Source organism: Arcicella sp. (genome assembly GCF_964672035.1).
On the sequence record NZ_CBABQS010000050.1, the window covers coordinates 1 to 20,902 of the forward strand.

The 20,902-nt window shown below is 37.2% G+C and carries 13 protein-coding genes; all 13 read right to left on the minus strand.

Translation table 11 applies throughout. From position 1 onward, the window contains the following. Nucleotides 1-439 precede the first annotated feature (439 nt). The gene (locus AC1W31_RS13580) at nt 440-1,669 is read right to left on the minus strand and encodes an MFS transporter (RefSeq protein ID WP_481735004.1); all 1,230 of its coding nucleotides are present in this window, start codon (nt 1,667-1,669) and stop codon (nt 440-442) included. A 22-nt stretch (nt 1,670-1,691) separates the two neighbouring features. Further along, entirely contained in the window at nt 1,692-2,990 is a 1,299-nt protein-coding gene (locus tag AC1W31_RS13585) for a Gfo/Idh/MocA family protein (RefSeq protein ID WP_481735024.1), read from the minus strand. 136 nt (nt 2,991-3,126) lie between these two features. Further along, complete coding sequence (locus AC1W31_RS13590; protein ID WP_481735005.1) at nt 3,127-4,854, minus strand: PQQ-dependent sugar dehydrogenase; 1,728 nt, start codon at nt 4,852-4,854, stop codon at nt 3,127-3,129. A 67-nt stretch (nt 4,855-4,921) separates the two neighbouring features. Then, nucleotides 4,922-5,692 (minus strand): 3-ketoacyl-ACP reductase, encoded by a 771-nt coding sequence (locus tag AC1W31_RS13595; protein WP_481735006.1) that lies wholly within the window; start codon nt 5,690-5,692, stop codon nt 4,922-4,924. Then, nucleotides 5,689-7,140, minus strand: a complete 1,452-nt coding sequence (locus AC1W31_RS13600; RefSeq protein WP_481735007.1) for an oxidoreductase — start codon at nt 7,138-7,140, stop codon at nt 5,689-5,691. Before AC1W31_RS13600 ends, AC1W31_RS13595 begins: the two co-directional genes overlap by 4 nt. A gap of 62 nt (nt 7,141-7,202) precedes the next feature. After that, nucleotides 7,203-8,612, minus strand: coding sequence for a glycosyl hydrolase (locus tag AC1W31_RS13605; protein ID WP_481735008.1), 1,410 nt, complete (start codon nt 8,610-8,612; stop codon nt 7,203-7,205). Nucleotides 8,613-9,139: 527 nt separating this feature from the next. After that, nucleotides 9,140-9,796, minus strand: a complete 657-nt coding sequence (locus tag AC1W31_RS13610; RefSeq protein ID WP_481735009.1) for a hypothetical protein — start codon at nt 9,794-9,796, stop codon at nt 9,140-9,142. A gap of 14 nt (nt 9,797-9,810) precedes the next feature. After that, the gene (locus AC1W31_RS13615) at nt 9,811-10,674 is read right to left on the minus strand and encodes a hypothetical protein (protein WP_481735010.1); all 864 of its coding nucleotides are present in this window, start codon (nt 10,672-10,674) and stop codon (nt 9,811-9,813) included. Between the two features lie 377 nt (nt 10,675-11,051). Then, complete coding sequence (locus AC1W31_RS13620; RefSeq protein ID WP_481735011.1) at nt 11,052-13,298, minus strand: PVC-type heme-binding CxxCH protein; 2,247 nt, start codon at nt 13,296-13,298, stop codon at nt 11,052-11,054. Nucleotides 13,299-13,363: 65 nt separating this feature from the next. Further along, on the minus strand, nt 13,364-15,379 hold the full coding sequence (locus tag AC1W31_RS13625; protein ID WP_481735012.1) for an NPCBM/NEW2 domain-containing protein: 2,016 nt from the start codon (nt 15,377-15,379) through the stop codon (nt 13,364-13,366). Then, complete coding sequence (locus AC1W31_RS13630; protein WP_481735013.1) at nt 15,379-16,893, minus strand: alpha/beta hydrolase-fold protein; 1,515 nt, start codon at nt 16,891-16,893, stop codon at nt 15,379-15,381. The genes AC1W31_RS13625 and AC1W31_RS13630 overlap by 1 nt, the downstream gene beginning before the upstream one ends. A gap of 9 nt (nt 16,894-16,902) precedes the next feature. Next, nucleotides 16,903-18,507: a hypothetical protein gene (locus tag AC1W31_RS13635; protein ID WP_481735014.1), complete on the minus strand. Its 1,605-nt coding sequence runs from the start codon at nt 18,505-18,507 to the stop codon at nt 16,903-16,905. Beyond that, the gene (locus AC1W31_RS13640; RefSeq protein ID WP_481735015.1) at nt 18,504-20,891 is read right to left on the minus strand and encodes a GH92 family glycosyl hydrolase; all 2,388 of its coding nucleotides are present in this window, start codon (nt 20,889-20,891) and stop codon (nt 18,504-18,506) included. Before AC1W31_RS13640 ends, AC1W31_RS13635 begins: the two co-directional genes overlap by 4 nt. Between the last annotated feature and the right edge of the window lie 11 nt (nt 20,892-20,902).

Sequence of the window (20,902 nt, forward strand, 5' to 3'; positions counted from 1 at the left end):
TAAAAATGATATAAAAAGGTTAAAATACTTAGGAAGTTATCCATAAAAAAGACCTTAAAAAACATGCCATTTTTAAAATTATTCTACTCGTAAGTAATTATGTATCAAATAATTAAGTGTCTTTGGCGGGAAGTTAGCCTCAAATTTAAGTGAACCCCCAACGCTGGGCGGACGGCCAGTCATTGATGGTTTTAAAGCACTTTTGGTCAGGTTTGAATTCTCAGTCAGAAATTGGGTTGCGTTACATTTTATTGCATTCTCAGTCATTTTCTTGCGTAAAATCAGTAAAAAAATTAAAGTTTAAACAGCTTCATCAGTTAAAAATTACCAATACCCATTATTCTTTTAAATAATTCAATAACTGTTAGCTAACTAAACTCAATATTCATAAAATAACTATATCAAAAATTATTTGCCCCACACTTTTTGATGCACCCCCTTACTCCACATAATTCATATCTTTTGAGAACGTTTCTTCCAGGAAGTACAAAGCAGACATAGCGACCACAACAGTAATCGTAGCAATGGTGATGGCGGCGTTATTTACGCCCAAACTGGTATTTGTTTTCAGAAAAGCAAAAGCAGACGTAAGCGGAATTGCAGACCCCCGTACAAAATTTGGAATAGAAGTAGCAACGGTTGCCCTAATATTGGTGCCAAAAAGTTCAGCTGCCATCATGACAAATAACGTCCAGTAGCCATTGAAAAAACCAATGATAGAAATAGTGACATAAAATAACAACGTTGAGCCAATGGGTGCTAATAAATAAACGAGCATTGTACCGAAAGAAAGTAACATGAAAATAGCAATGGCTTTTTTCCTACTTTGAAGCCTTTGGCTTAACACACCACAAGCCAAGTTGCCGAAGGTTTGCCCAAAAAATGAGAGCATAACGGCTTTGCCAGCAATGATTGCATGGGGCAGTCCGTGGGCTTTGCCAAATTCGGGGGAGAAAGTTACCAAAACCCCTACCACAAACCAAATAGGCATACCAGCAACGATTGCCAAAAAGTATTTTTTTATCCTTTTCCCATTGCCAAAAATCATCATAATATCACCTCTATCTATTTTTTCACTTTTTATTTTTAGAAATAAACCAGACTCAAAAACGTTGATCCTTAATATCAACAGCAATAAACCTAAGCCACCGCCCACAAAATAGGAGATACGCCATTCAAACAAATCGGCTACGAAGTAGGCTAAAATACCCCCTAAAACACCCATAGTTGCAACAATGACGGCACCATAACCTCTGAGCTTTTGGGGTAAAAGTTCGGCAACGAGTGTAATGCCTGCGCCAAGTTCTCCTGCTAAACCCACCCCTGCAATAAACCGCAGGGCGGCATATTGAGGTAAAGTTTGCATTAATCCGTTTGCCATATTTGCCAAAGAATAGAGAATAATTGAACCAAAAAGCACCGATAATCGCCCTTTTTTATCGCCCATAATGCCCCAAAGTACGCCGCCAATGAGTAGTCCTGCCAGTTGCATATTGAGTAGGAAAACGCCTTCGGGTAAGAGTTTATCATCGGCGACACCAAGGGCTTTTAGGCTTGGTACACGCACGACACTAAACAGAAATAGGTCGTACATGTCTACCAAATAGCCCAACGCAGCCACAATTACAGGTAGTTTTAACAGTTGTTTGGTTGTGGAATTTTGATTCATAGTGGGTGGTAGGTTTCAGGGGTTACACTTTATCCGGTATAATATAAGGGCTTCTGTATTTGCGAGTGAGCATGGCGTTGGCTTCTTTATCACCTATAAATATTTCTTTGGTAGGGTCGAAATGTAAAGTTCTGCCCAAGCGATAAGAAATATTACCTAAATGGGCAATACTTGCCGCCAAATGTGCCGTTTCTACAGGTCCATTTAAAATCTTTTTATCTTTAGCACGCACTGCTTCTACAAAATTTTTGTAATGGTCGCCACCAGCATTTCGGGCCGGACCGGGTTCACGGTTTTTGCCCAAAAAGGTCTTGTAATCTGAATAACCGTTGATGACCATGTAGCCTTTATCACCATAAAAAATATTGCCAACTTCTACGCCATCTTCCTTATTGGTCATCCATGGACGCACCTCAAATTGAATCACTTTTCCTTCTTTTGGATAATTGTAGGTCGAAGTCAGCACTTCGGGCGTTTCTTTACAGTCATTCCACAAATATTTGCCTCCCGCAGAAGTGATGGTTTCGGGTAAGCCTACGTCTAAACCCCACATACACAAGTCAGTTTCGTGGATTCCTTGATTGCCAATGTCGCCATTGCCATAGTCCCAAAACCAATGCCAGTTGTAATGCACGTAGTTTTTACTAAAATCTCGGACTTGGGCGGGTCCTTGCCACAAATCCCAATTTAAGCCATCTGGTACAGGTGATTTTCCGAGATTTCCAATATCTGGTCGCCATTTATAGACCGTTCCACGAGCCATATACACTTTGCCAATGAGTCCATCTCGCAAATGTTTAATGGCTTCTTGAATAGCCACTGAACTACGCAGTTGTACACCATGCTGTACAATTCGGTTGTATTTGGTGGCGGCTTCTACCAATTTTCTGCCTTCAAATAGGTTGTGACAACCTGGCTTTTCCACATACACATCTTTACCCGCCTGACACGCCCATATTGCTGCCAATGCGTGCCAATGATTGGGCGTAGCAATGCTGACGGCATCAATACTTTTGTCGTCATACACTCTGCGTAAATCTTGTTCGGTCGCTACTTTTTTGCCGTATTTTTCTTCAAAAGCCTTTGCTCCAGCTTGTAGCACTACATTATCAACATCGCAAATGGTGGCAACTTCCACATTGTCTTGCTTCATAAATCCAGAAATATGGTCTTTGCCTCGCCCATTAATACCAATGACGGCAACTCGTAGACGGTCATTTGCCCCAAATGCAGTAGAGGGGATAATGGTCGGAATTGCCATCAAGGCAAGCGAACTCGGAATTGTTGCCTTGAGAATATCTCGGCGTGTAAATTTTTTCATCATTTGCTTAATAGTTTAAGGGTGATTAGAAATTATAATAAAAAAAAGTTTTCACCTTTTTCGGATGAGCGAAACTTACAGAACATAAAAAAATGTTAAATAACCGAATTAGATTCTGCACATTTAGAACCTTGTGCTACTCTTTAGCCCCAACAATCTGGTAAACGCTTCCATCGGCTTTGGTCATGATATACATTTCTCCTTGGGCATCAATACCAAAATGTAAGTCAATTCTATCATTACCACACAAATTTCTGAGGGATTCAATTTTGCCATCAAGCGTTAGTTTCCACTCTTTTATTTTTGCTGTTTGCCCTTGTTTGAGATCGGCTACATCCAGATAAAATAATCTTCCTGAAGGAACATCGCCGAACAAATATTTGCTTTTTAATGCTGGAATTAAATTGCCTGTGTATTCGTAGCCGCCGGTGATAGCCTTGGCTTCATCGTGATCGAAAGTGGCTACTGGATAAGTTACGTTAAAGACTTTATCATTAGCGGGCAAAGGATAAACTTGATTCATATCTCCATCGGTATGAATCAAAAATTTTCCTTCTCGAATCGGCCAGCCATAGTTTCGCCCTGCTTCGATTTTGTATAAAGATTCGATATTACCATGACCAATATTTGCAGTAAGCATATCGCCTTTGCTCGTCCACATGATTCGATGTGGATTTCGAAAACCGCTCGCATATATTTCCCTCAAAGCCTTTTTATTAGTCGATTTTGCGTAAGGATTGTTGGCAGGAATACCATATTTAGCATTTTTACTATTCCTGCCCGATGGGTCGATGCATAATATTTTACCCCAAATTTGTTCTTCTTTATTTGTCAAGAAAGCGTAACCATTTTCGGCTGCTCCTCCATCGCCAATTCCGATGTACAAAAGTCCATAATCGTCATCGCCTTTTTTTGCCATTGGATTAAAAGTGATTTCCTGCACACCATGAATGACGGACACTACATTCACTCGCATCATTTCACGAGGTTTTCCTGAGAAAACTCCCGAAGCTGGATTATCAATTTTCCATTCGGTAAGCACCCATTGCAATGAAACCTTTATGGAGTCAGCATAAGCAAAATCTGCTTTTGCTGAACCTGTTTTTTCGCTATGAGTTGTGTAAAGTAGACCGTTGTTAAGAAAATCTGGATGAAAAGCAAAACTTCCAAAACCAGTAGCCAAACCTGGGTTTTGAATAAAATTTGGCATCAACTGAGCAAAGTCCATATATACAACAGGCATATTTCCTTCAATTTTATATAGCTTTCCTCGTAAATCATTTACAAAAATTTGCCCTGTACTTGGCTGAGAAGCAAGTTTTGTGATGCGAGTAAGGGGATATTTTCCACCTTCGCTTGATAGAGGAAATTGCGTAAATTGTTTTATATCAACGACAAGATTAGAAACTTCGATTGGCTCAGGAATTGGATTTTTGAGGCCTTCGCCATAGTTTTTCTTGAAATTATTTTTTATAGGCGTAGTCGTACCCAAATAATCAACAATGGCATTGAGTTCTGTTTCCTGCAAATGGTTGTAAGAAGGCATAACTGCCTTTTTATATGTTAGAAATACTTGAGTTGCTCGTTCATCGCCCGCAGCAATGACCTCTTGCGAGTTTTTTATGAATTTCTTTACCCATGCCTGCGAAGTGATGCTTGTAATACCTGATAATCTTGGTCCAATACCATCTACTCTGATTTGGTGGCAACTGGTACAGTTTTGAGTAAATAATATTTGACCTTTAGCAATCGAAAGCGAATCTATCGGTTGATAGGATACTTTAATATTCTTTGCAATTTTAGCAAAAACACTCAGATTTGCACAGAAAAAAAGCAGTAACATAAAAAAGACAGTTCGTTTCATTAGGTACAAATATTTGATGGACAAATTTATTCTATATAAATCATTGTTGACCGTTGACTATTTTTATTCAAAGCCTTGCAATTGTTAATCCGCCATCAATCATAAAAACTTGCCCTGTCGAATAAGGAAAATCTCCTTTGGCTATAGCGGCGACGGCTTTTCCTACATCGTCTGGAAAACCCCAACGTTTTTGTAGGGTTAGTCCTCCGGCAATGAGTTTATCGTATTTTTCGGTAATGCCTTCGGTCATATCGGTCTTGATGATGCCCGGACGAACCTCAAACACTGGAATATTGAATTCACCTAATCGGGTAGCAAAAAGTTGCGTTATCATGCTCAAACCTGCTTTTGAGATACAATACTCTCCCCGATTGACTGAAGCAACGGTTGCCGAAATTGACGAAATTGTAATAATACTTCCTGTAAAACTTTCTGAATCAGCTTTTTGCTCAATCATCCAGTTAGCAACTGCTTGTGTCAGAAAATATGTCCCTTTTAAGTTTATTGAAATTACATAATCGAAACTTTCTTCGGTGGCGGATAAAATATCATTGCGTTCTTTGGGAGCAACACCAGCATTATTTACTAAAATATTTAATCTGCCAAAATGATTTTTGATTTTTTCGAGCATTGATTCTCTATCTTCGGTCGAAGCAATATCCCCTTGACAATAAATAACTTTCGCACCCAATTCTCTTAAATTCCCTAAAACATCTTGCACGAAATTTTCACTTCTGATACCATTTATTGCTAAATCAAAGCCATTTTGTGCCAACTTTTGGGCAATTCCTAAACCAATTCCCCGACTTCCACCTGTAACTAATGCTACTTTTTTCATAGTTCGTTTTTAAAAGTTTTGAGCGATTCGGCGTGCGGATGATTTTTATAAACTGGGTCTAATGGAAAACAACCCGAATATAAACCATTTCGTGGGGCGGTCGTACAATCGGAGAAAGTACGGCACAAAAGTTTTCTTTGAATCGGGTGGTCATTCAGCATATCGTCGGGCATGGTTGGGTACGAAAGCACCATTCTGCCAAATCCTACGAAATCGGCTTTATTGTTTCGTAGCACATTTTGAGCAATATTGGGTAGCCATTCTTGCAAATACGAGTACCCCGAACCAACAATTACCAAGTCAGGAAATGCTTGTTTAAGCCCATCGGCCACATCAATCATGCGAGCAACGCCCACCAGAGGTTCTTCGGGCGGTTGATAGCCATCGGATGGTGGAAAAAGTGCAGGTCTTGTTAAATGAGGATTATAATAGGGGCTGCCAACAGTTACACAAATCAACTGAATTCCAAGTAATTGTGCTACTTGGAGAAATGCTTTCGGTTCTTCTAAATCTACTTTTACTCCCGAATCGTCGCAGCCAAAAGCATATTTATACGTTTGATTTTGAGCCAAATCTGGTTCGCCTTCGCCTGTTTCACTTTTCTTGAATGGAGCAAAATCAATGGCACTGAGCCTTACGCCAATTTCTAAACCTGGTGCTGCTTTTTGGATGCCTTCTACGATATTTCTCAAAAATCTTGTACGATTTTCAAAACTGCCGCCGTATTTTCCTTCTCGGTCGTAAGCACTCAAAAACTCATGTCCCAAATAGCCGTGGCAGTGCTTGATATCCACAAAATGAAATCCTGCTTTTTGTGCCAAAACTGCGGCTTTGATGAAATATTCTATCAAAGCATCAATTTCTTCATCGGTCATTAAAGGGTAATCATCGCTCAAATGGAACTTTTTATTGAGTTTTGGGTGATGATATAAGATTTTCGACTCAAATTTTGTGTTATCGTTGGGTTTGCAAAATCTACCTGAGTGAGTCAATTGAAGCCCAATCAAAAGGTCGGTAGTCGAGCCAAATTTCTCTGAATGCTTGTCAATGAGTAATTGATACAAATTAACAAATTCTTCAAAATTAGCCTCATTTATCACCAATTGACGTGGGTTTGCTCTTCCTTCGTGTGTAACCGCAACGGCTTCACAGCCCCACAGTAATTTTGCTCCGCTGATGGCAAAATTATGCCAACGTCTTTTGGTAAACTCACTTGGGCGACCATCTGCTGTGCCGTCCCAGCCTTCCATTGGCAAAATACAAAGGCTATTACCGATTTCTCTGCCCGAATTTAGTTTTACTCTTTTCTTGAAAACTGAATTTTCGCCAAAAAGCAATTCATCATCAAAATCTAATTTTACATGATTTATCGCAAGATAATTTCGTAAATCTTGTGCAGTTTTTAATTGAGCTACTCTTGTATATTTTGGTTTGAATTTTTCTGCCACTTTTTATTAATTTTAATGACTAACAGGATGCTGCGACCGTCGCTCGGTTCGCTCCACAACTTTTACAAACAATTAAAAAACGTATAATAAGGCTCATTATTAATGATTTTCTGAACATAAAGTGCTACTTCACGAACGTGATAGTCGCCCCACATACATGACTCGCCATTGGCAATTTTGCTACCTTCTGGTACATAATCCCAACCATTTGGTTGGTGATAAATAGAATGTAAAATCAATCCTTGATGGGCTGGATTTTTACTCAAATAAGGCTCATCTAAAAGCGAGTTTAGCACAGTTAGTCCCGCTTGCCAGTATTTTTTTCCTGCTTCGGTTTCGCCTTTTTGTAGTAAATAGTTGCCTAATCTCAATAAACCTTGCGAACCAATGGCTGCTGCCGAACTATCAACTGGCTCAAAATCATTGTACGGATTTGCTTTTTCATTCAAATAATCACCTAATTTATGTAGATTGGGTCCACCTGTATCCCAATATGGAATTCCATCAATGGGAGTATGTTCTATATAAAAATCACAAGTAGCACGTGCGGCTTTTAGCATATATTTCTCAATAAAAATTCTACCACCAATAGCTCCAAGTTCGGCTTCTTCGAGCGTTTCTAAAAACTCCAATTGCTCGGCAAAGCCACACATTGCCCATGCCAACCCCCTTGTCCAAGTGGTAAAACCTGAATAACCTTGTTGAGAATTTGGACAACGAAAATTGCCATCTTTCACATTAAAGATACTCTCGTGGGCAGCTCTACCCAAAACATCGTAAGAATCTCGACCTTCACCATAAAATACCGAATAATCTGCCGTAGCTTTTATGTGTTGCAAAGCCCTATCCAGCATATTGATTTTGATATCGCCCTCGCCTTGAAAAACATGACCCAACTGATGGCTAATAACCAAAGCCCGACATGAACGAATGGTATCTACAAAAAGAGAATGACTACCATTAAATGAATGAATAAAGCCTGTGGGCGGCACTCCGCTGGGCGGCACCCCGCCATTCTGAACAGTCGTCCAACGACTCGCTTGCACTGCTCCCGAAATTTTAAGTGCCAATTCATAAAAATTTTTCTCCCATTCGTTCAGAGCAATTTTGCCTTCTCGCATGAGGCGTAGCAGATTTCCATAAGTACTAACATTGTTGAATCCGTGGTCGTGTACGCCAATATGGCTAATGTGAGGAGCCATGAATTTAATCGTATTTTTTCGTCCAATGTCAAGGAATTCTTGTTCGCCCGTAGCATCAAATTGCAAAATTGCCGAGCCAAATTGAAAGCCCTGTGTCCATTCTGTCCAGCCACGAGTGGTGTATTTTCCTTGTTTAGTAAAAACGGGTGAGCCTTTTGAAACATCATAATTTTGCTCAATGGAAAGTATTTTTTCGCCTGAAATGTGCCAGAATGTACTAATTTTTTGGGATAAATCTTGGGGTTGGAGGTCGTATTTGATTGAAATCATGGTTAGAAAATGAACAGATGATACGATGGATAAATAATACAATTAAAAGACATTTTTCCTACCTATTTACTCATAACTCAACTTATTTTTAGCCAAGTTTTTAACAAGGTTAAATCGTTTTTCATAACAAATAAGAATTCCTTTTTATCTATTGTGGGATTTCTTACATCATTGGTTACGGAGAGCATCAAAAAGTGTGGGGCAAATGATTTTTGATGCTCTTAGCCTCAAAGCAAATGAGGTTCAATAAGTAATCTTAAACGGCCTTTCTTGAAATAATAAGTGCTTGCCCCACACTTTTTGATGCACTCCAAATTGAATATTGAACTTTAATTATTGGGAAGATGTAGGAAGGGCTTGTTCTTTGAGCGCATCAAAAAGTGGGGGTAATCACATTTAATCTTTAAAAGTATGATTTTAAAATAGAGTATTAAACCGATTAACTACCCTAAAAATATTTTGCCCCACACTTTTTGATGCACTTCAAAATTGAAAAAGACTGTATTTTACAGGCTAAAGTATAAGGGTTATTTTTTTGGGGTTATTTCTACTAATGGGTTCTCAATATTCCAATTCACAGGAATTTCATAAATCACATTGATTACAAAAGGATAATCTTTTGAACCAACACCTTCTGAATTAATCAGTGCTTGGGATAATATTTCGGTTTTTAAGAGATTTAGGTCGGTTTTTATTCCCAATGACATATTGGGCAATTTCCAGACGGTTTCTTTAAGGTTTTCTGGCTTGATATTTTTTGAATAAACATAAATCTGGAACGTTTTGGCGAGTGTATCGGCCAAGTAGATTTTCATCCTCGTTTCATCGACTTTTACATTGGTTTTGCCTTCGCCTGGCACGAAAAGCCATCCAATATCACCATTTTCAGCTTTCCAGTGGATAGTACCCGTTTTTAAAATATGCGAAACCTTTCTATTTCCCCAAAGACCGCCCATCATCCAATCTTTCTGAATAAATGCAGTTACTTTTTTCAATCTATCACCTTCATAGTAATTGGACGTAGTTCGTGTAATAAACCTTGGGGCATCAAATTTCTTAAATTGTTCCAAAGCTTGCATCGGCATGAAAATGCCCATTTCCACAATCGGCACGATAAATTCAAGCTCAGGATGCACGCCATTTTTGCCTGGAATAGTAGCTATTTGTGGATTATCAATTGCCATTGCTATCCAAGTACCTACAATTGCGTGCGATTTTTCATGTCAATGCCATACGCCCTTAAATATGGACCTGAGATATTTTGAAGATTGGCGTTGTAAAAAGTAGCTACATCTAACCATAATTCCTTTTCGAGTACTTTACTCATGGCTTTCATTTCGCTTGAAAATGATAATTCTCGCCAAAGTGCTAAACCCACAAAATCAACACCATAATAGGTCGGTGAGTTGTATTCACACAAGGTATTGTATTTCAAGAAATTATTATAAATGGCTTTGGCTTTTATTAAACCTGCATTTTTATATTCGGGAATATTAAATTCAGTGCCTACGTATTCCATCATAAATGAACTCATAATTGAGATATTGTTATAATCAGGGTTTACGTTTCGCATCAATGCTCCTTTGACTGTACGAATCAAACAAACTTCCAATTCTTTTCGTACGTCTTCGGGGAGTTTCTGCTTATATTTATGATAAATGCTTATTAAATCCGTACCGATAAACTCACGCATATTTTGATCGTAGTTTTCGCTTGGCTTGCCATTTCCTCTCCAAACTGCGTAATCTTTGCTCTTTTCATCCAAATTTTGACATGTAAAAATCCATTTAATAATTTTCACAGCATTTTCTACATCACCCGCTTCATTTCTATAAAACAATGCACAAGACAGTCGCATAATGCCTCTTGTTGCGGTGTTTTCATCTAATCTCAATGTTGAACCTTTGGGCATTTGTTCTTCTATGAAATCATCAAATAGTTGTTTTTGATATTTTGAGAGGGTTTGGTACGTAAATTTTTTAGCATAAATAAAATCGTCTGATTTTTGCGAGTAAATTACGGTGGATAAAAGCAAAAATATACCAGTAATTAATATTTTCATTTGTTGAGTTTTTTAGGGGTGATTTCTACCAATGGCTTTTCCAAATTCCAGTTCGATGGAATTGAATTTCAAAAACCACTTTTGTAAGCGAAGGAATTTCATCAGAATCAGTAACAGTTCCTTTTTTTAATGATTTTCAGACAATTACTGACCAAATTTATATCTTAAGATTGTTTGTTAAAAGAGGTGTATTTATGTAAAAAAGATACATGAATAAATTATTCATTTACATTTCATAATCAGATTTTGAATCGTTTATTTTATCACCATTAAATCTTAAAATTGATCATAATAATCAGAAGGTTAGTTATCAATTTATTTTAATGGTTATTCTACTATTTATGCAGGGTTTCATTTGAGACACATGGTCGTCACGCTTATTCAAAATTACCTTCCAACAATAGTTTTTCGTTAAAAACACCACTTCCTTCAGGTTTTTTAACTCTCAGTTTTTTTACGTCATCAACAGTAATTCCTTTTCCAACTTTGGCAAAAGCATTTTGAGTATACTTAATTATGTCTACAATATCTTGGTCACTTATTGAACTATTACTGATTAGTCCAGGCATATCATTATTTAATTGGTATAATTTCCCATTTACGTGAATCGGCCCACTGATACCGTGCAAAATGATAGAAGCCAAACGTTTCATTGAGCCATCAATGTACTCAGAACCTTTGAGTGGCGGTGCCAAATCTTGAATACCCTTACCATCAGCACCATGGCAAGTGGAACAAATTGTTCTGAATAGTTTTAAGCCTTTTGTTCTGTTATCTACTTCGTTTTTTTCTAATACATAAATTGAATTTAATTCTTTTTTCTGATGGTTTGCTACTGCTAATATTAAGTTACTTTTTAGTATTTCATTTGGATTCATAGTTGTTAGATAATGTGCTTCCTTACCTTCAAGACTACTGGCAATTGCTTCTTGATATATTTTCTGATTTGTATATTTTTGGTCTATTTGTGAAAGAATTGGCATGAACGTAACTTCTGATAATTTTAGCCAAGCATTCATCGACATTGACAAATAAAGGTCTACTGTTTTATTATTTTGAGCCAATAATTGGGTACTTATAGCTCCCATTTTAGATACAGTTTGTATGGATGCAAATCGCTCTAAGAGACCTAAGGCATGGGCAATGGTTTCAGGCTGTTTTGATTGTTTTATAATATCACTCAGCATTTCAAAAGTAAGAAAATTTAAGCCTTCTAAAACATAAAGTGCATGAATAGAAGTTGAAACTTCATTACTACTTTTGGTTAATTTGATTAATTCCTTTATGCCAGAAAAATCTTTCTTTTGAATCAATAATTGTTGTGAACGGTCTCTTAACCAGCCATTTGGATGGCTCAAAAGCGCAAGTAATTCTTTATTTGTAGCCTTCGATAAATCGGAAATTGAATATAGTCTGTTTGCTTTACTGATTACTTTCAATATACGCCCAGCATTTTGCAAAGTATCCAATTTTTTCCCAGCAAGCTGTTCAGCTAGATATTGTGAAATATAAGCTTTATGCTGAATAATGCCCCTGTGCATATCTACCACATACATCGCACCATCAGGACCATTAAACAAATTTACTGGACGAAAACCCTCATCCGTGGAAGCGATAAATTCTCTACCTTCTATGGCTTGACTGCCTGTAGTTTGAATATTGTTAAAATCAAGAATATTTCGTTTAATAAGATTAGCTTCAGGCACACAGACAAAAGCATTTTGATTATAAGAATTAGGGAAAGCGGCTCCTCTATAAACCAATGGTCCACAAGCAGCAGTAACATCTATCAAAAATCCTTTTTCGTCTAAAACCCCTTTTTGATACCCTCTATTTACCGAAGTTTGATGTATTGGAAAAACCCTATCATTAGTCAATTTTTGATTTTCAGCAATTAATGGCTTAAAGTATTTATTCCGAATCACTTTGTTAGGCAATACATAATCTCCTTTTAATTGAGTGGCATTGCTGTTATAATATAGTCTTCCAAAATTGTCTTTCGTAATTCCCCATTGTCCCCGATAGCTTGTTGGTTCTTTCAGCCATTTACCATTTTTCAACTGATACCTAAAATTTAGATTGGCATTATAAATCCAATTGTCAATGTTCATCATTAATCCGTTAGATGAATGTTCTACATTTCCACCTTCGGCATATATTGGGTCAACTAACGTTTTTTTGCCTGGTTTATCATTTTTTATTTCTACAAACCAAAGTTTTGGGCCATTTACATATAACAACCCTCCATAAACATGAGCCAATGCTCTTGGTAAAACGAGTTTATCCAAAAAGACTTTAGAATGGTCTATCACACCATCTTTATCCAAATCTTCTAAAATAGAGATTTTGCCATTGGGTTCTTCCTCACCAATGCCTTCGAGATTTGGCATATAACCAATCATTTCTACCACCCACATACGACCCTTATTGTCAAAGTCTATGCTTACGGGTGCTTTTAGAAAAGGTTCGGAGGCTATTATACTTAACTCAAATCCTTCTTCAACTTTGTAGTTGTCGAGTGAAATTTTTGGTTCTTTAAAAGAAACTATTCGGAATCCAACAATGAAAATAGAAAGGATTAAGGTTGAGAAAAATGCTGTTTTAAATGGTCTATTCTTAGTCATAATACATTAAAGTGTTTTTATACCAATTGCTTTATTTTTTTTAGCAGCAAATAGTGCAATTTTTTTTATTTTTTCGGAAACATTCGCAACAAAATAACTCCGTGATGCCGAATTTCGGTTTTGAATGAATCATTAAATTCGCCTATATCTTTTTGTTGCCAAACGTCTCTCAATTTGTATTTACCTTTCAAGCCAATTTTATTAAAATAAAACGTAAAAGATTTTGCTTTTTCATCACCCCAACGGAAATAACTTTCAGGTGTTTTTCCATAATCTCCTACATTGAATAAACCAATCGCATACGAACCACCTTCTAAAGGTTTTTGCCAAATTTGCACGCCATTTTCTTCCAAAATTAACCTTGCAGATTTCCCTAATGGGTCTTGATTTATCTCAATAACTTCATCATTTGTCAATAAATTCAAGGTAAAAGCATCTAATTGTTCAATCGGACAACCAATCAATAAAGGTGCTGATAATAAGCTAAATATGCTCACATGACTGTACTGCTCGTCGGGCGTAAGTCGTGTGGGGTGCAAACTTGTGCCTGTGGTAACATTTCCCAAAATCATCATATCAGGGTCGAGCCAATGGCCATGCCCACCGTAAGGGCTCCATTTGTCAAGTGTAAAAGCCGACACATAAAGACTGAGCCAAGAATCACGAATATCAGGGCCTGTGCGGTAAGTATTTGTCAATCGTACCCAATCTTTCACATTTGCAAAAGGAGCAGAATTGGAAATGCTGTAAACAATATCTCTGCCCGAATTTTTCAAAGCCTCCGACATTCTTTTCGCAGAAGGCACTTCGATCCGCCAATCGTATTTTAGATAATCAATTCCCCATGCTGCCATTTGTTGGGCATCATTTTGTTCAAATCTATATTTTCCAAGATACCTAAAAGCTCGTTTATTGTTTTTAATGGAATCAGTTATTTTTCCATTTTCGAAATCAGACGAGCCACCGACATATCCTGCATAGGTCGTAATCATTGGTGTAGAATAAATACCTACTTTCAAGCCTAAACCATGCACATAATCAACCATTTCCTTGAATTTTGGAAATTTGTCGTTGGGTTGAATGGCATTAAATTGCCCACCACGTTTTCCTTGCCAAGCGTCGTCAATATTAATGTAAGTCCAACCGTGCTGATTTAAACCCATTTTCACCATCGCTTTGGAAGAAGCAATTACTTTTTCTTGGTCAATATTTCTTGCCCAAGAATTCCAGCCATTCCAGCCGATTGGTGGTGTGAGTGCAATTGTATCGCCAATGACTATTTTAAGTATTTTTGTGGCTTCACCCAATTCATTTTTAGCTTTCAGAACAGTTAAATAAGTGCTTTTTTGAATTACTTTTCCTGTAATTATACCTGTTTTTGCATCAAGAGATAGCCCTTTTGGTAAATTATTTACCGAAAAGCTCATCGGTCTTTGTCCTGTTGCGGCAATTGTATAAAGAAATGGATTATTGGGTCTTGCTCCGAAAATTTTAGCAGAATTGATTTTAGGAGTTTTATCGGATTGGGGTGTTAAAATGTATTTTTCGTCTGAATTAGGTATATTTTGCGGAATAAAATTATCTTTCATCACAAGCTGTGCATTTGCCCAATTGGAATAAGACCTGTTAAATCCTTTTTCTTCGATAGTTACCAAAAGCCCCAAACGTTTAATGCCTATCAAATCAACCTTTATTGTTTTTGGTTCATCACCTAAATTCATTTCACCGCTTTCAAACAAAATTTTTCTATCACCAATCACATAAAATCTGAGGGGTAAATCTTTTACGCCTTTATCATCCACACCCACGACCGCCGAAAATTCTGTAGCATGACCATCCAAATAAAATGACAAAACACTAGTAGAACTTACACCTACGCCGTATTTAAAAAGTTTTCCGTTCATATGAATAGAATCACCACCTGCATTTGTTTTGGCTGAAACCGAAGGAATTCCTTCCGAAAATGACTTTATAATTAAATCATCTAACCAAACTGTTTTGGAATTTTGGGCAAAAACGCCAGCACTAAAACACAGGCAAACAATTAACAACGAGGATATTTTTTTTATCAAATCTTTCATTAAATCTTATTTTTAGCAACTTTTTCAGCAATCAAAGTCAATACCGCTTTGTCGCTCCATTCTTGTCCATGCCCAGCCATTGCCGTAAATGAAATCTTGGCATCTGATTTTGGGTCTTCTGTTTTATCTATAAATTTTTGTAAAAATCTTGTGGCTACGTTAGAATAAAGTCCGTCCATATCACCCATCCAAATCCATATTTTTCCTTGCAATTTAGGCCCAAGAGTTATCCAGTTTTTTTCTAAAACCTTCTTTAAATCATACTTTTCCCACTGTTTGGCAATGTTATGGTCGATTTTTCCTGTGATTGGGTCGAACATCAATGATGGTAAACCGTCACTTCCCTTTGGGCCAAAAACTGCATTATATGCACCAAATTGTCCACCCGAAACTAAATAATTGCCAGTTCGGCTATTTAGGTTTTCGCCTGCAATCCAATCTTTCATCGAAAAAGTTGGTTCACCGTAAATTGTTCTACGACCAGGTTGTAAATATCCATAGCGATTGTAAAAAATGGATTCATCTTCGTAAATATTTATCAATCCATAATGCTCAAAATAAACAGGGTCTGGACTATATGACCATGTACCATCGAAGAAATCTGGATAAAATATTTGTAAACCCAGGGACACCCAACCACCTGTTGAATTACCTGCCAAAAAACGCATTTTTGAATCTGCCTTGTAGCGAACTTGCTTTTCAATTTCAGGAATTAACTCTTCTGTCAATGCTTTGCCACAAGGGCCATTATTTTCTGAATCAACTTGATAGGTATCGCCATAAGGGCCTTGTGAATCAAGAAAAACATAGATGATTTGTGGAGCATTTTTGGTGAACCACCAATCTGTAAAATCTTTGTTACTTATCAAGCCATTGATGGCAATGTAACGTCCATTTAAACCTGCGGCTCTGTAACAAATGGCGTAGGTTTTATCAGGATTTTCAAAATAACTGGAAGGCAACAAAATGGCAGCTTTCAAATAGCGAGGTTTACCCGAAAATTCAGATAAATATTTACTTTTTATCTCAACTGTTTTAACAAAATCATGGTTAATAATGGTAGCTGGCGGAATGATTTTATTTAATGTAAGATTCAGTTGAATGTTATTAGAGAACAACACCGAGTCTATATTGCTGTACAGATTTCCTGCTACATTTTCTTGCCCATCTTCAATGTTCTGTTTGTAAACTACTTGAAAATAATATTGGTCAGAAGCATTCGGTTTTAGTTTATCTAAGCCAATATTTAAAACATTTTTATCTTTTGAATCTAACATAAAGGGAAAATTAGCCTCCCAATTTTGAGGTGTTACGCCTAAAGCGATTTCTGAACGAAGGCGTGGTTCTCGTTCATATTGTTTGGTTACGTGTAACAATAAACGCCCATTGTTGATAAAACTTTGTTGGATTTCGGGGGCAATTGTCACTTTTACTTTCCAAGAAATTGCTTCCTGGGCATAAACAAAACTGCTTATGAGAGTTAGAAACAGGCAAATGAGGTTAACTCTTTTCATACTATTTGTTTAATTAAAAATTCTGGATTCATAATTTATCAATTCCCATTTATGAAAATTTCTATCTACTAATTTGCCATCAATAGATTTTATGACCCATTTGTCTTGTGGTGCATTGACATCGTAAGTGATGATTTGACCATCTGAGAATTGAAATTTGGTTTTTAATTGCTCAGGACTCGGATTAGATTTTTCAAGATTTGCCAATAATTCTTCGGCTTTCGTGTCTTCAAAAATAAACATCAAACCTACACCCTCAGCAGCATAAACTGCGATTTTGACATTGCTATTTCCTTCATAAACCGCCCAATTGTTTCTTTTTATAACGGGCTTAAACCCTTCTGGCACAAAGACTTTACCCGAAGCACAAGCAAAGTTTTTATAAACACCAGTATTATTCCATTTCATAAAATCATTTCCTTGTCCTGTCAAATGAAAGGTTTCGTGTAGTTTATCGGCCTTGTCATTCAGAAAAAGAGTAGTCGGGCGTGCGATGACCAAAGAGTTTTTACCTTGATTGGCCCCGCCTGCCGAAAGTAAAAAGTGCTTGCTCGCCGTAATTATTTCTGGGCAAGATTTTTTGCCATGCCCTAATTTTACGAAATAGCCATTGTCTTTTTTAAAAATTACTTCTACCACTTTATCAGCAGGCCGATAAGGCATACACGAACCCACTAAAGCATGAACTTCTGCGTTTGAAATATCGGTATTAAATGGCTCAATGGGGGCATAACTCAACCAAGCTTTGACGAAAACAGACTGATAATCAGTGGTTAACTCTTGAATTTTAGCTTTTTCGTATCGCCTACGCATGGGTGCATAATGCCTTAATTTGTAAGTTCCCAAGGCATAAGTCCAATTCATGTAATCCAGTACATTGCGGGCTTCTGCACTCACTTTTTTAGAAGCAAAAGCTTCTAAATTTAACAAAGCTGCTATGGTGTAGCCAATGTATGGGATAGAATTGTATTCGTATAAGCCATTGGTTTTCATACGGTTTAAATAAGCCAAAATCTTAACTTCCATGCCGTTTGCGACGTTATCGTAGGTAGGGGACAAATCGCCATGAAGCATCCGCCAATGATTTTTTAAGTAGCGAGAGCCTTCGGTCATCAAAATATGATTTTCAGTATCAGCCACTAAACCCAATGTACGGGGCGTGGCCCGTCGGTATTTTCCACCTTCTTCTGTTAGCAATGTATTTATTAAATGCTCTTTTGTTTTGGGGTATAGCAAATCAGGTTGATTGTCGAACAAAAACAGGATGGTGGTCAAGGGCATGAGCGTAAAATCATAATCGCCTTTGGGATTCAATGCCCAATGGGAACCCGTAACGCCCCGAACTTTCATTTGTTGGATTGCATTGTTTACAGCCTCAATGTCTTGTTTCAGAAGCAATTTTGCGAGCAAAATTCTGGGCGTATTGCCCCTTTCACTCAATTTATCGAAATTGATTTTTTTACTGGCAAACGATTGATATACCTTATTGGCAAGAGTTGATTCTGTGTTCCAAATCAATGTTCGTTGCTGAGGTATTTCTGTGCTTTGACAATGACCATTTTTAGATAAAATGGTCATTGTAATTATCAAAATTGACTTAATTGTTTTATTCATTTTATATAGCTTGTCATCGAAGGTGGTGCTTGCTCAGGTTTACTTCCCCAAGTTTTTTTTGGTTTATCTCCCATCATTAAAGTCAGTTTACCTCCTTTTACCACTGTATCGTGCAAAATCCATGGTTTATTTAATGATTGACCGTTTAATTGTGCTGATTGGATATAAAAATTTTTGTTTGAATTATTTTTTGCTTCAACAACAAATTTTCCACCCGAATAATATTTTTGGTTTAAATTAAAAGTTATTTTATTGAAAATTGGGCTACTGATTTCGTAATATGGTTCTGAACTTGTACCGCCGTTGGTAGAAAAAATACCCGATTTCATTAAAACTGAAAGGCTACCCATTAAACCTTGGTCTTCGTCGCCACTGTAACCAAACTGAGGTGAAAGGTCGCTATAAACCTTGTCTATTACTTGTCGAGACCAATATTGTGTGAGCCACGGCGACCCCGAATAATTGAACAAAAAAGCAGTTTGAATACTCGGCTGATTGCCATAATTGATATAAACTCGACGTAATTCTTCAAGCGTTTCTTTGTCATGTGATTTCCCCGAAACAAAATCGTGTTTTTGAGCTTTTTCAAATGAGCTATTTAGTTTTGTTGTAAATGCTTCTCGGCTTCCCATCAAATTGATTAAGCCTTGTACATCGTGAGGCACAAACCATGTAAATTGAGCAGCATTTCCTTCTTCCCAACCATTGTCGTAGCGTAAAATATCGACAGGTTCTGCCCATTTTCCATCTAAATTTCTATTCCACATCCAACCAATATCGGCGTTCCAAATGTTTTTGTAATTGGTTGCACGCTTCATAAAAAGCGCATAATCATCGTTTTTGCCTAATTTTTTAGCCATTTGTGCTAAACTATAATCTTGATACGCATATTCTAATGTCTGTGTAGAACCATCTTGATGAAATCCATATTTGATTTTGCTGAGTGGATGCGGAACGTAGCCACGCTCCATGTAATATTCGATACCACCACCTTTAAAAGTATTGTGTTCATAACCTGCTTTACTCATCATCCCGCCTGGAAAATGATTTTTACGTAATCCTTCGTAGGTTTTTTCAATGTCAAAACCTTTTATTCCTTTCAAATAAGCACTAACAATAAAAGGCGTTGTAGCTGCACCTGTCATTACATAGGTATAATTACCGCCTGCTGGGCCCCGTGGAATAAATCCACCATCTTGGTACATCATCACCATCGAATTGACAAAAGACTCGGTTACTTCAGGATATACCAAATGCCAAAGTGTGTTGATTGTCCATTGAGCTCCCCAAAATGAGTCAGAATTATGATGATTGTATTTAGGTTTTCCTTTTTCATCTAAAGGAATTTGTCCAATGCGGCGTTCAGCACCTGTCATATCCGAATATTTACCATTTTCGTCCGAAATGATGCGTCTCCCTTGTAAAGCGTGCCATAAATCGGTGTAAAAACGTCTTTTTTCAATAGTTGTTCCGCCCTCAACTTCTATTCTACTCAACCATTTATTCCAATCTTCTCTGCTTTCTTTTACCGCTTTTTCAAAATCCCAATGCGATAGTTCACTTTTCAGATTCAATCTTGCTTGCTCTTCACTTACGTAAGAAATGGCTACTTTCATTTTTCTAACTTCACCTGTTTGTGTGGAAAAATTGATATATGCCCCAACTTTTTCACCTTCAATGGTCTTGTTTATGTCCTCTAATTGTCCTTTTCGCCACCCTTTCAGCGAATCAAAAGGTTTATCAAATTGAGCTACAAAGAAAACCGTGAGTGTTTTTGGACGACGAACAGTCGGAGCCATAATAGCATAACCTTCAATTTCTTGATTACTTACCTTTTTTACAAATCCTTTTTGAGTATCAGAAGGGCCAAGAAAAGTTGAAAAATCGAAAAGAATTTGACTTTGAGCTGATTTTGGGAAAGTGTATTTATGAAAACCAACACGAGTAGTTGATGTCAGTTCTGCCGTAATTCCATAAGCATCTAAAACCACTTTATGATACCCTGCTTTGATTATTTCATTTTCATGGGAAAACTTTGAGCCATATTGATTTGAGCCTAAATGTCCCTTAAAATCACCCGTTGTGGGCATAACCGGAATGCCCGATAATTGCCAGCAATGTACATGACTAAAACACTTGATGCTGTCTTTTTCATAACGGTAGCCCGCATTCCAATCAGAATCAATGGCGTTATCGGGACTCAAATTTACCATACCGAAAGGTCGAGTAGCCGAATTGAAAAAGAACCATCGAGAATTGGCAGCATCTAACAAAGGATAAACCAAATCAACGGGCTGAACTTTGGTTTTTTGAGCGAAAGAAATTGTTGTACTCATCAAGATAAAAATAACGAGAGACCTTGAAAAATATAGTGATTTATTCATTACGTAAATTT

What these genes read in the sequence shown, in the direction of transcription:
- AC1W31_RS13635 (WP_481735014.1), bottom strand. Translation starts at nt 18,507, where the DNA reads ATGAATAAAACAATTAAGTCAATTTTGATAATTACAATGACCATTTTA.
- AC1W31_RS13630 (WP_481735013.1), bottom strand. Translation starts at nt 16,893, where the DNA reads ATGAAAAGAGTTAACCTCATTTGCCTGTTTCTAACTCTCATAAGCAGT.
- AC1W31_RS13615 (WP_481735010.1), bottom strand. Translation starts at nt 10,674, where the DNA reads ATGAAAATATTAATTACTGGTATATTTTTGCTTTTATCCACCGTAATT.
- AC1W31_RS13605 (WP_481735008.1), bottom strand. Translation starts at nt 8,612, where the DNA reads ATGATTTCAATCAAATACGACCTCCAACCCCAAGATTTATCCCAAAAA.
- AC1W31_RS13625 (WP_481735012.1), bottom strand. Translation starts at nt 15,379, where the DNA reads ATGAAAGATTTGATAAAAAAAATATCCTCGTTGTTAATTGTTTGCCTG.
- AC1W31_RS13620 (WP_481735011.1), bottom strand. Translation starts at nt 13,298, where the DNA reads ATGACTAAGAATAGACCATTTAAAACAGCATTTTTCTCAACCTTAATC.
- AC1W31_RS13640 (WP_481735015.1), bottom strand. Translation starts at nt 20,891, where the DNA reads ATGAATAAATCACTATATTTTTCAAGGTCTCTCGTTATTTTTATCTTG.
- AC1W31_RS13580 (WP_481735004.1), bottom strand. Translation starts at nt 1,669, where the DNA reads ATGAATCAAAATTCCACAACCAAACAACTGTTAAAACTACCTGTAATT.
- AC1W31_RS13595 (WP_481735006.1), bottom strand. Translation starts at nt 5,692, where the DNA reads ATGAAAAAAGTAGCATTAGTTACAGGTGGAAGTCGGGGAATTGGTTTA.
- AC1W31_RS13610 (WP_481735009.1), bottom strand. Translation starts at nt 9,796, where the DNA reads ATGGCAATTGATAATCCACAAATAGCTACTATTCCAGGCAAAAATGGC.
- AC1W31_RS13585 (WP_481735024.1), bottom strand. Translation starts at nt 2,990, where the DNA reads ATGAAAAAATTTACACGCCGAGATATTCTCAAGGCAACAATTCCGAGT.
- AC1W31_RS13590 (WP_481735005.1), bottom strand. Translation starts at nt 4,854, where the DNA reads ATGAAACGAACTGTCTTTTTTATGTTACTGCTTTTTTTCTGTGCAAAT.